Source organism: Pseudomonas sp. GW821-FHT07F05, assembly GCF_059418765.1.
The window spans coordinates 46014-60203 of sequence record NZ_JBWKQL010000017.1 but is presented as its reverse complement, the minus strand read 5'-3'; the positions used below and the strand labels follow the sequence as shown (position 1 = coordinate 60203).

Genomic DNA, 14190 nt, shown 5'->3' with positions numbered 1-14190 from the left:
CGATCATCGACAGGTAGCCTTGATATGACTGACCACAAAGACACCCCCGAGCTTATCTCCGGCCCAGACAGCCTGCGGGTATTCGAAGGCCTCAATCGCGGCATGTCGCGGCGCAACGCCTTGCAGATGCTCGGCCTTGCCGGCGTCGCCGCAGCGGGGGCGGGCAGCCTGTTCGGCAGCGCCGGCAAACTGTTCGCCGAAGAAGCCACCGCCGGCGGCAAAGGCAAGCCGGGCGGCAAGATTCGCGTCGCCGGTATGTCCAGTTCCACCGCCGACACCCTCGACCCGGCCAAGGGCGCGCTGTCCACCGACTATGCCCGTCACTACATGTTTTACAACGGCCTGACCCGTTTCGATAAGCACCTGGTGCCGCAGCTGGAACTGGCCGAGCGCATCGACAACGTCGACGCCACCCTGTGGACCATCACCCTGCGCAAGGACGTGACCTTCCACAACGGCAAGAGCCTCGGTGCCGCCGACGTGGTGTTCTCCCTCAGCCGGCACAAGGACCCGATCACCGGCTCCAAAGTCATGCCGCTGATGGAGCAGTTCGCCGAGATCAAGGCCACCGGCCCCAACGAAGTGCAGATCCGCCTCAGCGCGCCGAACGCAGAGCTGCCGTCGATCCTCGCCGTGTCGCACCTGCTGATCGTTCCCGAGGGCACCACCGATTTCAACAAAGGCATCGGCACCGGGCCGTTCACCGTCGGCGAGTTCAAGCCGGGTGTGCGTTCGGTGGCCGTGCGCAACAAGAACTACTGGAAACCGGGCCTGCCGTACCTCGACGAGATCGAATTCATCGCCATTGCCGACGAGCCGTCGCGGGTCAACGCGCTGCTGTCCGGCGACGTGCACATGATCAACGAGGTCAACCCGCGCTCCACCACGCGCATCGCCGCCAGCCCCAAACACCGCGTCGTCGATGCACCCTCGGGCAACTACACTGACTTGATCATTCGCCAGGACCAGCTCCCCGGCAAAAGCCCGGAATTCACCCAGGCCATGAAACTGCTGCTGGACCGCGAACAGGTCAAATCCGCCGTGTTCCGTGGCTTCGCCGTGGTCGGCAACGATCACCCGGTTGCGCCGGGGTCGCGCTACTTCAACACCGACTTGCCGCAGACGGTCTACGACCCGGAAAAAGCCAGGTTCCTGCTGAAGAAAGCCGGCATGGAAAGCATCACCATGCCGGTCATGGCGTCGCCTGCCGCGACAGGTTCCGTGGACATCGCCGTGCTGTTGCAGCAATCGGCAAAACAGGCCGGCCTCAAGCTGGACGTGAACCGCCTGCCGAGCGACGGCTATTGGTCCAATCACTGGATGAAGCACCCGTTGAGCTTCGGCAACATCAACCCGCGACCGAATGCCGACGTGATGTTCTCGCAGTTCTTCCAGTCCAAGGCGCCGTGGAACGAGTCCGGCTGGCAGAACGATCAGTTCGACCAGTTGCTGATGCTGGCCCGGGGCGAAACCGACGACGCCAAGCGCGCCAGGATGTACGGCGACATGCAGACCCTGGTCCACGATCACTGCGGCATCGGCGTGCCGGTGTTCATCAGCAACATCGACGGCGTCGACCAGCGCATCAAGGGCTACGACTCGAACCCGTTGGGCGGCTTCATGGGCTACATGTTCGCCGAGCAGGTGTGGCTGGACGCTTGAGGAGGCAGTGCGATGAATAGCCATACGCTGTGGTTGATCTGCCGGCGCTTAGGTGCCGGGGTCGTGACCCTGTTGATCGTGTCCATGGTCGTGTTCGCGATCACGGCCGTGCTGCCGGGCGATGCGGCGCAGCAATCCCTCGGCCAGTTCGCCACCCCTGAACAGGTGGCGGCACTGCGCCTGAAACTGGGGCTGGATCAACCCGGCGTGTTGCGCTATCTGCACTGGTTGATGAGCCTGCTCACCGGCGACATGGGCCAGTCGGTGTCCAACGCCATGCCGGTGGGTGAATTGATGGCCGGCCGGGTGCCCAACACGCTGATGCTGGCGGCCGCCACGGCGCTGGTGTCGGTGCCGCTGGCGCTGATCCTCGGCATCGGTTCGGCCATGGGCCGGGGCGGGCGCATCGACAGCTGCCTGAGTTTCATCACCCTGGCGATGGTTGCAGTGCCGGAGTTTCTGGTGGCGACCCTGGCGGTGCTGATTTTCGCGGTCAACCTCGGTTGGCTGTCGGCGCTGTCGTACGCCACCGACATCACCTCGCCGCTGCAGTTTCTGCGCACCTACGCGCTGCCGGTGATGACCCTGTGCTGCGTGATCGTGGCGCAGATGGCCCGGATGACCCGCGCCGCCGTCATCGACCAGCTCGACAGCCCGTACGTGGAAATGGCCCGCCTCAAAGGCGTCAGCCCGATCCGCATCGTCCTGCGCCACGCGTTGCCCAACGCCATCGGGCCGATAGCCAACGCCATCGCCCTGAGCCTGTCGTACCTGCTCGGCGGGGTGGTGATCGTCGAGACCATCTTCAACTACCCCGGCATCGCCAGCCTGATGGTCGATGCCGTGACCAACCGCGACATGGCCCTGGTGCAAGCCTGCACCATGCTGTTCTGCGCGGCCTATCTGGCGTTGGTGTTGCTTGCCGACCTCTGCGCCATCCTCTCCAACCCGAGGCTGAGAAACCAATGAACCCGCTCATTGCGAAATCCAGGCCTGCGTCTTCAGCCCTGGCACTGGCCAAGGTCTCCGGCAACCCGTCCTGGCTGGGACTGGTCGGTGCTGCCGTCTGTGTGATCTGGCTGCTGGTGGCGCTGTTCGGCCCGTGGCTGGCGCCGCACCCGGTCGGGGAAGTGATCTCCGACAACATCTTCGAAGGCTTCAGCCTGGCGCATCCCTTCGGCACCGATTACCTGGGCCGCGACATGCTCAGCCGGGTGTTGGTGGGCGCGCGCTTCACGGTCGGTCTGTCGCTGGTGGCGGCGCTGTTGGCCAGCTTCTTCGGGACCGGCTGCGCGCTGCTGTCAGTGGTTTCGCCGAAATGGCTGGACGAAATCATCAGCCGGATCATGGACGCCTTCATTTCGATCCCCAGCAAAATGCTCGCGCTGATCATGGTCTCGGCCTTCGGCTCGTCGGTCACGCTGCTAATCTGCACGGCGGTCATCAGTTACATCCCCGGTTCGTTCCGGGTGGCCCGCAGCATGGCGGTCAATATCGAAGCGCTGGAGTACGTGCAAGTGGCGCGCACCCGGGGCGAGGGCAAGTTGTACGTGGCGTGCCGGGAAATCCTGCCGAACATGCTCAACCCGGTGCTCACCGACCTTGGCCTGCGCTTCGGCTACATCGTGCTGTTGCTCAGCGGCATGAGTTTTCTGGGCCTCGGTGTGCAGCCGCCGGACGCAGACCTTGGCTCGCTGGTGCGGGAAAACATCGGCGGCCTCAATCAGGGCGCGATGGCGATCATTATTCCGGCGCTGGCCATCGGCACGCTGACCATCGGCGTCAATCTGCTGATCGACTACCTGTCATCGCGACGCGGTCGACGCTCGGGAGGCCACTGACATGACCCAGTTGATTCGCGTCGAAGACTTGCGCGTGGTGGCCGGTGATCCGGGCAGCGAAGTGGAGATCGTCAAGGGCGTGAGTTTTGCCCTGGAGAAGGGTGAAGTGCTGGCGCTGATCGGCGAGTCCGGCTCCGGTAAAACCACCATTGCTCTGGCCTTGCTCGGGTATGCGCGACGGGGCTGCCGGTTGTCCGGTGGCGTGGTGCAGGTCGGCGAACACGACATGCTCGCCCTCAGCGAAAAAGAGTTGCAGGGCCTGCGGGGCAATCGCGTCTCGTACATTGCCCAGAGCGCGGCGGCTGCCTTTAATCCGGCGAAAAAACTCCTCGACCAAGTGGTGGAAGGGCCGTTGATCCACGGCCTCGGCACCCGCGCCGAACTGGAAGCCAAGGCCATCGGCCTGTTCCGCGACCTGGCCCTGCCAAACCCGGAACGCATTGGCCGCCGCTACCCGCACCAGGTTTCCGGCGGGCAACTGCAACGGGTGATGGCCGCCATGGCGCTGATCAGCGACCCGCTGCTGGTGGTGCTCGACGAGCCGACCACCGCGCTGGACGTCACCACCCAGATCGACGTGCTGCGGGCGTTCAAGCGCGTGGTGCGGGAACGCGGCGCGACGGCGGTCTATGTGTCCCACGACCTGGCCGTGGTGGCGCAAATGGCCGACCAGATTGTCGTGCTCAACGGCGGGCAGATTCTCGAACAAAGCGCCACTGCGCCGCTGCTCAAGGCACCGGCCCACGATTACACCCGCAGCCTGCTGGCGGCTGCGCGGCCCGACACGCGCATTCGTCCGCCCTGTGGCATCGCGGAAGAAGGGCCACTGCTGACCATCACCGGCCTGACAGCCGGCTACGGCAACAAAAACCTGCACGGCATGCCGGCGATTCGCGTGCTGGAAGACATCGACCTGACCGTACGACGTGGCCAGGCCATCGGCGTGATCGGCGAATCGGGCTCGGGCAAATCAACCCTGGCGCGGGTCGTGGCGGGGCTGCTGACCCCGGCCCTCGGCGGCCTGACCTTCGACGGCCAGCCGTTGGGCGGCAGCCTGTCCGAGCGCACGCCGGAGCAGTTTCGCCGGATTCAGATGGTTTTCCAGAACGCCGACACCGCGCTCAACCCGATGCACAGCGTGGCGACCATCCTCAGCCGTCCGCTGAAAATGTATTTCGGTCTCAAGGGCGCGGCGTTGCAGGCGCGCATCGGCGAGCTGCTCGACCTGGTGCGCCTGCCCCGGGACATGGCCGACCGCCGTCCCAATGAACTGTCGGGCGGCCAGAAGCAGCGGGTCAATCTGGCCCGGGCATTGGCGGCCAAGCCCGACCTGATTCTCTGCGATGAAGTCACCTCGGCCCTCGACACCGTGGTCGGCGCGGCGATCCTCGAACTGCTCCGCGACCTGCGTCAGCAACTGGGCGTGTCCTACCTGTTCATCAGCCACGACATTTCCACCGTGCGCGCGCTGTGCGACGACATCGTGGTGATGTACAGCGGCCACAAAGTCCACGCCGGCCGCCGCGAATCCTTTGCCGAAGCGCCGTACCACCCGTACACCGACCTGTTGATCCATTCGGTGCCGGAACTGCGTCAAGGCTGGCTGGAAACCTGCGGCGCCACCAGCGGCGAGCTGCCGCCGATCGGCGATCGGGCCAACCTGCCGGAGCTGTGCACCTTCCTCAATCGCTGCCCGATGCGCATCGACGGCCTGTGCAACCGCACCGCGCCGAACCGCCGCACCCTGAACAACGGCAGTGAAATTCTGTGCCACCGCGACGCCGCCGATCTGCTGGCGACCCAGCGCGGCGTCACCCCCACAAGCTTTGGAGCGTATGCATGAAAGGGCGTTTTGTGAGGCTGGCCGAACAGGGCCGGCCGACGGTCAAGCTGACCGTGGATGGCGCGCCGGTCGACGCATTGCAGGGCGACACGCTGATGGTGGCGTTGCTGACCCAGGGCACCGCGCTGCGCCAGTCGGAATTCGACAGCGGCCGCCGCGCCGGTTTCTGCCTGATGGGCGCGTGCCAGGATTGCTGGGTCTGGACCCGTGGCGGCGAACGCCTGCGCGCCTGCTCCAACGAAGTCCGCGACGGGCTGGACATCGTCACCACACAACCGGAGGCGACATGGCCACTGCACAGCTGAGCACCCATCGCGTCGTCATCGTCGGTGCGGGCCCGGCCGGCGTGCGCTGCGCCGAAACCCTGCTGGCGGCCGGCATCAAACCGATTCTGGTGGACGAAAACCGCCGCGACGGCGGGCAGATCTACCGCCGCCAGCCGGACGGATTCACCCGCGATTACTCCACCTTGTATGGCAGCGAAGCCGACAAGGCCAAGGACCTGCACCAGACCTTCGACCGTCTGCGCGGCGCCATTGATTACCGGCCCGACACTCTGGTGTGGAACCTCACGCCGGGGCAGTTGTGCTGCGCCAATCAGGGCCGCCACACCACGCTGGACTATGACGCGCTGATCCTCTGCACCGGCGCCACCGACCGCTTGATGCCCATCGAAGGCTGGCAACTGGCGGGCACCTACAGCCTGGGCGGGGCGCAGATCGCGTTGAAGAATCAGGCGGTTTCCATCGGTCATCGCGTGGTCTTCATGGGCAGCGGGCCGTTGCTGTACCTGGTCGCCAGCCAGTACGTCAAAGCCGGCGCGACTGTGGCCGCGGTCCTCGATACCTCGCCCTTCAGCCTGCGGATCAAAGCCCTGCCCAAGCTGCTGGCGCGGCCGGGTCTGCTGTGGACCGGCATGAAACTGTTGGCGCAGTTGTATCAAGCCAAAGTGCCGGTGCATCTCGGCGTCAAGCCGTTAGAGGTGCTGGGCGATGCCGCCAATGGCGTGGCAGGCGTGCGTTTCACGACCGGCAGCGGCCGGGCGGTGACCGTGCAGGCCGATGCCGTCGCATTGGGTTATCACCTGCGCCCGGAAACCCAGCTGGGTGATCTGGCCGGTTGCGCCATGGCCTTCGATGAAGCCTCCAGCCAATGGTGGCTGGCGACGGACGAGGCCGGTCGGACCTCGGTGAACGGCGTCTATGCCGCGGGCGACGGGGCGAAAATTCGCGGCGCCGATGCTGCCGAGCATGCCGGGCGGCGAGTGGCGTTGGCGCTGCTGGAAGACCTCAAACAGCCGTTCAATGCCGGGCTGCGCGATGAACAGCAACAGGCGCTGGCGGTGATGGACCAGTTTCGTCTGGGCCTGGCCGAAGCGTTTCCCTGGCCTGCTGAACAGGCCAAGGCCTTGCCCGACAGCGCCATCGTCTGCCGCTGCGAGATGATCACGGCCGGCGAATTGCGTCGCACGGTTAATGAGAAGGGCGCCTGTGAAGTCAACCGCGCCAAGGCCTTCAGCCGGGTCGGCATGGGCCGCTGCCAGGGCCGTTATTGCTCCCAGGCGGGGGCTGAAGTGATCGCCGCGGAAGCCGGCGTGCAGGTGCAGGAAGTCGGTCGCCAGCGCGGGCAGGCGCCGGTCAAACCCTTGTCGATGCTCATTGAGGAGGTGTCGCCATGAGCGTGCAAAAAGCAGATGTGGTGATCGTCGGTGGCGGCGTGATGGGCTCAGCGACGGCGTTCTTTCTGCGTCAGCGCGGGCAGTCGGTGATCCTGCTGGAGCGCGACCAGATCGGCCAGTACGCCAGCGGCGTCAACTTCGGCAACGTGCGCCGGCAAGGGCGTTTTCTCGGGCAACTGGCGCTGGCCAACCGTTCGTACGCGCTGTGGAAACGCCTGCCGGAACTGATCGACGACGACCTCGAATTCATCCCCAGCGGGCACATGCGCGTGTGTTATCGCGAAGACGAAATCGCCGAGCTGGAAGCGTATGCCGCCGCCCCGGAGGCCGAGCAGCTGGACCTGAAAATCTACCGGGGCGCCGAGCTGCATCAGCGCTTTGGGTTTCTCGGCGCGGACGTCAAAGGCGGCTCGTACGCCCCCCACGACGGCCACGCCAACCCGCGCCTCGCCGCGCCGGCCTTTGCCCGTGCCGCTAGGCGCCTGGGGGCGCAGATTGAAGAGCGCACGGAAGTGGCCGAGGTCCAGAAGGTCGGCGGTGATTTTCACGTCACCACTACCGACGGTCGTCAGTACCACGCCGCGCAGCTGTTGATCACCGCCGGCGCCTGGGGCCAGAAACTCTCAGCGCAGTTCGGCGAACCGGTGCCGCTGGACACCCACGGCCCGCAGATGGCGGTCACGGAACCGGTGCCCTACGCCTTGCCGACGGTGATCGGCGTGTACACCAAGATCGCCGAAGAGGTGATTTATTTCCGCCAGATTCCCCGGGGCAACATCGTCATAGGCGGTGGCTTTCGCAGCAAACCCGACATGCTCAACCGTCGCGCCGCTGTCGAACCGCGCAGCATCCTCAATCAGGCCGAGCAGATGCGCCGGCTGCTGCCGGGCGTGGGCAATTTGAACATCATCCGCGTGTGGAGCGGCATTGAAGGCTACCTGCCGGACTCGCTGCCGATCATGGGCCCCAGCGGCACCGTCGACGGCCTGTTCTACGCTTTCGGCTTCTGCGGCCACGGCTTCCAGCTCGGCCCCGGCGTCGGTGACGTGATGGCCGAACTGCTCGATACCGGTCGCACCACGACCCCGATCGAGGCATTCTCCATCACGCGTTTTGCCCATCCCGCCGTGCAACGGAGCCACGCCTCATGAAACCCCGCGTTCTCGACATTCTGAAACGGCTAATGGCCTTCGAAACCGTGTCGTCGGAGTCCAACATGGCCCTGATCGACTACGTCCGCGACCTGCTGCTGACCAAGGGCATCGAGTCGCTGATCGTCAAGGACGAGAGTGGCAAGAAGGCCAACCTGTTTGCCAGCACCGGTCCCAAAAACCAGCCCGGCGTGTTGCTGTCCGGGCATACCGACGTGGTGCCGGCGGCGGGGCAGGCGTGGACCTTTCCGGCCTTCGCCGCCACCGTGCAGGACGGGCGCATCTATGGCCGTGGCAGCTGCGACATGAAGGGCTTCATCGCCCTGGCCATCGACGCCATGCTCGACGCGGCAGAGCACTCACTCACACGCCCCCTCAACCGCCCGCTGCAACTGGCCCTGTCCCATGACGAGGAGATCGGTTGCGTCGGCGTGCGGCGCTTGCTCGACGTGCTGCACCTGGCGCCGGTGCGGCCATTCCTCTGCGTTATTGGCGAGCCCACCAACATGCAGTTCGTGCTGGGCCACAAGGGCAAGGGCTCCTACCGGACCTATTGCCGGGGTCAGGAGGCGCATTCGTCCCTTGCGCCGCGCTCGGTCAACGCCATTCACGTGGCTTGCGACTTCATCGCCTCCCTGCGGGAGAGCCAGCAGCATCTGCAACAGCACGGCGCTCAGGACACCGACTACGACGTGCCTTACAGCACCGTGCACGTCGGCCAGATCAGCGGCGGCAAGGCGCTGAACATTGTGCCGAACCTGTGCACCCTGGATTTCGAGGTGCGCAACCTGCCGGCGGACAATCTGGATCAGTTCATCGAGCAGATGCGCGACCGTGCCGAAGTGATCGTGCGCGAGGCGCAAAAGCTCTCCAGCGTGGCGGCCATCGAGATCGAAACCATCAACGTCTACCCCGGCCTCGACACCCACCCGACGGTCGAAGCGGTGAGCTTTCTCAAGCAGTTCGCTGCGCCGGACACCGGCATGACCAAAGTTTCGTTCGGCACCGAAGGCGGTCTGTTCAAGCAGCGTTTGGACGTGCCGGTGGTGGTGTGCGGCCCCGGTTCCATCGAGCAGGCGCACAAGCCCGACGAGTTTATCGAGGTCAGCCAGATGGACGCCGGCGAGCGCTTTCTGCAGGGATTACTGGGCTCGTTGAAGGCGTAGCAGAGCCTGCCGTCCTGACGTGAATTTCAGCACGGCACGCTGGTTTGAAGACGCTTTCGGCATCCTCGTTCGAGCCAGATCCCTAGACTGGAATCTGTCTCGGATCAGGACTCGACCATGCTCAAGAATCGCTTGCAAGACCCCGGCCTGCTGGCTGAACGCGCCTACGTCAACGGCGAGTGGATCGCTGCTGACAGTGGCGCCACCCTGGACGTCCGCGATCCCGCCAGCGGCGAACTGCTGGCGCAGGTCCCGGCCATGGACGCGGTCGACACCCGGCGCGCCATCGAAGCCGCCGAACGTGCTTGGCCTGCCTGGCGCGCGCGCCCGGCGGCAGAACGCGCGGGGCTGCTGGAGCGCTGGTTTCAGGCGATGATCGACAATCTCGATGACCTCGCGCTGATCATGACCTGCGAGCAGGGCAAGCCGCTGAACGAGGCCAAGGGCGAAATCCGCTACGGCGCCGGCTTCGTCAAATGGTTCGCCGAAGAAGCGCGCCGGGTCTACGGCGAAACCATGCCGGCGCCCACTGGCGACCGCCGCCTGCTGACCCTCAAGCAACCCGTGGGCGTCTGCGCCGCGATCACCCCGTGGAATTTCCCCAACGCGATGATCACCCGCAAATGCGCGCCGGCCCTGGCCGCCGGCTGCCCGATCATCGTCAAACCGTCGGACCTCACGCCGCTGTCCGCCCTCGCCCTGGCAGTGCTGGCCGAGCGCGTCGGCATCCCGGCCGGCGTGTTCAACGTCATCACCGGAATGCCCGCCGGCATCGGTGAAGAACTCACCGGCAACCCGGCGGTGCGCAAGATTTCTTTCACCGGCTCCACCGCCGTCGGCCGCCTGCTGATGCGCCAGAGCGCCGAACACATCAAGCGCCTGAGCCTGGAACTGGGCGGCAATGCGCCGTTTGTGGTGTTCGACGACGCCGACCTGGAACAGGCCGTGGCCGGGGTGATGATCAGCAAGTTTCGCAACGCCGGGCAAACCTGCGTGTGCGCCAACCGCATTCTGGTGCAGGCGGGGATTTACGACCGTTTCGCCGCGCGGCTGGTGGAGGAGGTCGGCAAACTCAAGGTCGGCAACGGCCTGGAAGAGGGCGTGACCATCGGCCCGCTGATCAACCCGGCGGCGGTGAGCAAAGTGGCCCGGCACATCGACGATGCCCTGAGCCAGGGCGCGAAACTGCTCTGCGGCGGGATTCCATCCGGCGACAGCCCGTTCGTGCAACCCACCGTGCTGGCTGACGCCCACTCTGGCATGTTGCTGGCGAACGAGGAAACCTTCGGCCCGGTGGCGCCGTTGATGCGCTTTACTGATGAGGCCGAGGCATTGGCGTTGGCCAACGCCACGCCGTTCGGTTTGGGCGCCTACTATTTCACCCAGGACCTGAAGCGCTCGTGGCGCTTTGGTGAGGCGCTGGAGTTCGGCATGGTCGGCCTCAACACCGGGATCATCTCGATGGAAGTCGCGCCCTTCGGCGGCATCAAACAATCGGGCCTCGGTCGCGAGGGCAGCAAGTACGGCCTGGACGAGTACCTTGAAGTCAAAGCCTTCCACATCGGCGGCTTGAACTGATTCATCCCGAGGGGCGCACCATGAGCAAGGCATTCAGAATCGCCGCGATTGCGGGCGACGGCATCGGCAAGGAAGTCCTGCCGGAAGGGCTGCGGGTACTGGAACAGGCGGCGAAAAAATGGCAACTGAACCTGAGCATCGACGTGCTCGACTGGGCCCACTGCGACTACTACCTCCAGCACGGGCAGATGATGCCCGACGACTGGTTCGAACAGCTCAAGGGCTATGACGCGATCTACTTCGGCGCCGTGGGCTGGCCCGACAAGGTGCCGGACCACATTTCCCTGTGGGGCTCGCTGCTCAAGTTTCGCCGGGATTTCGACCAATACGTGAACATCCGCCCGGTGCGCCTGTTCCCCGGCGTGCCTTGTCCGCTGGCCGGACGCAAACCGGGCGACATCGATTTCGTGGTGATCCGTGAAAACACCGAGGGCGAATATTCCTCGGTGGGCGGCAAGATGTTCGAAGGCACCGAACACGAATTCGTGCTGCAGGAATCGGTATTCACCCGCCGCGGCGTCGACCGCATCCTCAAATTCGCCTTCGAACTCGCCCAGACCCGCCCGCGCAAACGCCTGACGGCCGCGACCAAATCCAACGGCATCTCCATCAGCATGCCGTACTGGGACGAACGCACGGCGTTGATGGCGGCGAATTACCCCGAAGTGACGTGGGACAAGCAGCACATCGATATCCTGTGCGCGCGGTTCGTGTTGCAACCAGACCGGTTTGACGTGGTCGTGGCGTCGAACCTGTTCGGCGACATCCTGTCGGACCTCGGCCCGGCATGCGCCGGCACCATCGGCATAGCCCCGTCTGCCAACCTCGACCCGGAACGGCGGTTTCCGTCATTGTTCGAACCAGTGCATGGCTCCGCGCCGGACATCTACGGACAGAACATCGCCAACCCCATTGCGATGATCTGGTCCGGCGCGCTGATGCTGGATTTCCTCGGCAACGGCGACGAACGCTACCGCGCGGCCCACGACGGGATCTTGCAGGCGATTGAACAGGTGATTGCCGAAGGCCCGATCACCCCGGACCTGGGAGGGAAGGGCTCGACGCAAGATGTGGGGGCGGCGATTGCCGGGAGGTTGATTTAGGGGGTGGCGGTGTTTCAGTGGGACCGGCTTTTGACGTATGTGGGACCGGCTTCAGCCGGGAAGAGGCCGGTGTGTGCAATATCATTTTTCCGGTATGGCCGCCGACGCCTTCCCGGCTAAAGCCGGTCCCACAGGGACGCAGAGCGTCCGGGGCTGCATTGCCACGCAGAGCGTGGGAACGATCAAAATTTCATGCCCGGACACCGTCCCTGTGGGAGCGAGCTTGCTCGCGAATGCTTTGGTTGGAACGCCTCATTAAGTTATCCAGAGGGTGGTTGGCCCCGTGCTGTGCTCACGCTACGACGCCTATCAGGAGCTTCAGATCGGTCGGAAGTTGGCGTCCCGTGATTGAAGACAGCATTGTGACCTGCTCGTTTGTCAGCGGCCAGTCACCTTCCGCCATCGCGTTTAGGGTTGCATGGCCGAGCCGCGCTACGATTTCGTCATTCAACGACGGATCTATCTTCATTTCAAACTTCAGCGAGTCGTCTTCGGTGCTGTCGAGCAAAAATCCAAATATATAGAGGAACATAGAACTCTCACTTTTCAATTTTACGGCCGGGCTTGGCCGGCTTGGTTCGCTCGCCGCTCTGAGGATCAAACTCCCCCAAGTGCTTGCCTTGTTTGTCATACATTTCGACAGTCCCGTGCTGACTATCCCACTCAATATTCGGCCTTTGGGATCTTTCCAGCGTCGTCGCTTCGCTCCACCACCCTGGACCATTGTTTTACTGTCTGCTTTCTTGGCGTCTGGAAAGCCTGGGAGGTCCAGCGGAGGCGGATGATACCCATGATCCCCATTAAACGGCCTTGCATACACCACATACATCGACCTCAGCCCCGAATCAGCGGGGAAGACCAAGATGCAGTCTTCAGCGGTGATGTCGTCGCCGGGGAGGTCTTCGAGTTGGCTATCGGAGTCTTCCGGGATCGGGTGGACGAGGATGGTGCCTAATCGGGCATCGCTGTTTTCAGGGTAGACCAGCGGTTCCAGTCTCTCGTGTCGGCCCAGGCGGGGCGTCATGAGGATGGTGATGCCGTTGAGATGGGCTTCCATCGCACTTTTGTCGGCGTTCCAGCGGGCTTGCACGGTGCGGACCGAGTCGTCGCCGGATGCTTTGGAATGGATGCCGTAGATCTGCAACTCGCCTTCTGCATCACGGCGCAACTGGAAACGCACCCGCGTTGTCGCCTGGGTCAGGTTGCGCAATTCGTCGTCGGTGTAGAGCGTGCCGTCGCCCATCTTCGCCGGGAGCATGCCGACGATGAACAGACTCGCCGGGCCGCCGGCTCCGCGAAGCAGCCAGGTGTGGCTGCGCTGCATGATGCCGCCACCAGCCATACGGCCCAGTCCCATGTCTGCGCCGAGTGCGGCGGCAATGGCGTTGGAGGCGGAGGGCAGCATCATGGCGCCCGCCATCATGATCGCGCCGAAGTTGGAGGCGGGCTCTACCTCAGTGCCAGCGTCAGTACTGCACCATTCCCCGGTGCAGGATTTGGAGAAGACCTTGTCCGTGCGCTCCTTCGGGGCCGGCCAGGGCTCTGGCATCGGGGTAGGCAACCGCTCAGGTTCGGGAGACGGGTTCCAGGGTGTCCATGACGCGCCCCCGTTGGGAAGCCCTTTGAATATCGAGTCGTCCCCAAAGGGATCTTTTTTGTCGTCCTTGAACATGACCTTGTTGATGCCTGCCAATTTGAGGCGGCGGAGGATGCGGGCGGGTCGACGGGTGGTCAACGGCGTGGGGGTTACGGGATGTTGCCGGGCGCACAGGCTTTAGATTGCCGTGGGACTGGCTTTAGCCGGGAAAGCATCGGGTGGCACACCGCGAAATTGATAGCGACTGCGCGGGCCTCTTCCCGGCTAAAGCCGGTCCCACTATGAGGGCGCGTACATCAGTGAGACCGATGACGCGGAGCGTCAGGGGATGCATTCCCACGCGGAGCGTGGGGAACGATCAAAAGATAAATGGCGTGACGCAGAGCGTCCGGGGCGGCATTACCACGCGGAGGGTGGGAACGATCAGATCGAAAGCTTCCCGGTTAAAGCCGGTCCCACTAAAAGCATGCGCTGTGTCAGTGGGACCAGCGGCGATCCCCGTAGGACCGGCTTCAGCCGGGAAGCCCTTGATCTGCTTTTGATCTGCTTTTGATCCTCATACACAAACAGT

11 protein-coding genes are annotated in these 14190 nt (G+C 64.2%); 10 read left to right on the top strand and 1 reads right to left on the bottom strand.

The genetic code is table 11. The features are described 5' to 3' along the window. Nucleotides 1-24: 24 nt before the first annotated feature. From AC07RO_RS24575 to AC07RO_RS24530, 10 genes are all read left to right on the top strand, one after another. Complete coding sequence (locus AC07RO_RS24575; RefSeq protein ID WP_346626620.1) at nucleotides 25-1662, top strand: ABC transporter substrate-binding protein; 1638 nt, start codon at nucleotides 25-27, stop codon at nucleotides 1660-1662. Nucleotides 1663-1674: 12 nt separating this feature from the next. Further along, nucleotides 1675-2631, top strand: a complete 957-nt coding sequence (locus AC07RO_RS24570; protein WP_172612910.1) for an ABC transporter permease — start codon at nucleotides 1675-1677, stop codon at nucleotides 2629-2631. Continuing rightward, nucleotides 2628-3503, top strand: coding sequence for an ABC transporter permease (locus AC07RO_RS24565; protein ID WP_108123039.1), 876 nt, complete (start codon nucleotides 2628-2630; stop codon nucleotides 3501-3503). The genes AC07RO_RS24570 and AC07RO_RS24565 overlap by 4 nt, the downstream gene beginning before the upstream one ends. A 1-nt stretch (nucleotide 3504) precedes the next feature. Next, nucleotides 3505-5346 (top strand): ABC transporter ATP-binding protein, encoded by a 1842-nt coding sequence (locus AC07RO_RS24560; protein ID WP_495087288.1) that lies wholly within the window; start codon nucleotides 3505-3507, stop codon nucleotides 5344-5346. Beyond that, the gene (locus tag AC07RO_RS24555) at nucleotides 5343-5651 is read left to right on the top strand and encodes a (2Fe-2S)-binding protein (protein ID WP_192172689.1); all 309 of its coding nucleotides are present in this window, start codon (nucleotides 5343-5345) and stop codon (nucleotides 5649-5651) included. Before AC07RO_RS24560 ends, AC07RO_RS24555 begins: the two co-directional genes overlap by 4 nt. After that, nucleotides 5633-7024, top strand: coding sequence for an FAD/NAD(P)-dependent oxidoreductase (locus AC07RO_RS24550; RefSeq protein ID WP_495087287.1), 1392 nt, complete (start codon nucleotides 5633-5635; stop codon nucleotides 7022-7024). The genes AC07RO_RS24555 and AC07RO_RS24550 overlap by 19 nt, the downstream gene beginning before the upstream one ends. Continuing rightward, nucleotides 7021-8175 (top strand): NAD(P)/FAD-dependent oxidoreductase, encoded by a 1155-nt coding sequence (locus tag AC07RO_RS24545; protein WP_495087286.1) that lies wholly within the window; start codon nucleotides 7021-7023, stop codon nucleotides 8173-8175. Before AC07RO_RS24550 ends, AC07RO_RS24545 begins: the two co-directional genes overlap by 4 nt. Then, entirely contained in the window at nucleotides 8172-9341 is a 1170-nt protein-coding gene (argE, locus tag AC07RO_RS24540; protein WP_495087285.1) for an acetylornithine deacetylase, read from the top strand. The genes AC07RO_RS24545 and argE overlap by 4 nt, the downstream gene beginning before the upstream one ends. Nucleotides 9342-9458: 117 nt before the next feature. After that, on the top strand, nucleotides 9459-10919 hold the full coding sequence (locus AC07RO_RS24535; protein ID WP_495087284.1) for an NAD-dependent succinate-semialdehyde dehydrogenase: 1461 nt from the start codon (nucleotides 9459-9461) through the stop codon (nucleotides 10917-10919). Between the two features lie 20 nt (nucleotides 10920-10939). Beyond that, nucleotides 10940-12022, top strand: coding sequence for a tartrate dehydrogenase (locus tag AC07RO_RS24530; RefSeq protein WP_495087283.1), 1083 nt, complete (start codon nucleotides 10940-10942; stop codon nucleotides 12020-12022). 292 nt (nucleotides 12023-12314) lie between these two features. On the opposite strand, the gene AC07RO_RS24525 is transcribed toward AC07RO_RS24530, so the two are convergent. Beyond that, nucleotides 12315-13694, bottom strand: a complete 1380-nt coding sequence (locus AC07RO_RS24525) for a pyocin S6 family toxin immunity protein (RefSeq protein ID WP_495087282.1) — start codon at nucleotides 13692-13694, stop codon at nucleotides 12315-12317. Between the last annotated feature and the right edge of the window lie 496 nt (nucleotides 13695-14190).

What these genes read in the sequence shown, in the direction of transcription:
- AC07RO_RS24530 (WP_495087283.1), top strand. Translation starts at nt 10,940, where the DNA reads ATGAGCAAGGCATTCAGAATCGCCGCGATTGCGGGCGACGGCATCGGC.
- AC07RO_RS24560 (WP_495087288.1), top strand. Translation starts at nt 3,505, where the DNA reads ATGACCCAGTTGATTCGCGTCGAAGACTTGCGCGTGGTGGCCGGTGAT.
- AC07RO_RS24535 (WP_495087284.1), top strand. Translation starts at nt 9,459, where the DNA reads ATGCTCAAGAATCGCTTGCAAGACCCCGGCCTGCTGGCTGAACGCGCC.
- AC07RO_RS24570 (WP_172612910.1), top strand. Translation starts at nt 1,675, where the DNA reads ATGAATAGCCATACGCTGTGGTTGATCTGCCGGCGCTTAGGTGCCGGG.
- AC07RO_RS24550 (WP_495087287.1), top strand. Translation starts at nt 5,633, where the DNA reads ATGGCCACTGCACAGCTGAGCACCCATCGCGTCGTCATCGTCGGTGCG.
- AC07RO_RS24545 (WP_495087286.1), top strand. Translation starts at nt 7,021, where the DNA reads ATGAGCGTGCAAAAAGCAGATGTGGTGATCGTCGGTGGCGGCGTGATG.
- AC07RO_RS24565 (WP_108123039.1), top strand. Translation starts at nt 2,628, where the DNA reads ATGAACCCGCTCATTGCGAAATCCAGGCCTGCGTCTTCAGCCCTGGCA.
- AC07RO_RS24525 (WP_495087282.1), bottom strand. Translation starts at nt 13,694, where the DNA reads ATGTTCAAGGACGACAAAAAAGATCCCTTTGGGGACGACTCGATATTC.
- AC07RO_RS24575 (WP_346626620.1), top strand. Translation starts at nt 25, where the DNA reads ATGACTGACCACAAAGACACCCCCGAGCTTATCTCCGGCCCAGACAGC.
- argE (WP_495087285.1), top strand. Translation starts at nt 8,172, where the DNA reads ATGAAACCCCGCGTTCTCGACATTCTGAAACGGCTAATGGCCTTCGAA.
- AC07RO_RS24555 (WP_192172689.1), top strand. Translation starts at nt 5,343, where the DNA reads ATGAAAGGGCGTTTTGTGAGGCTGGCCGAACAGGGCCGGCCGACGGTC.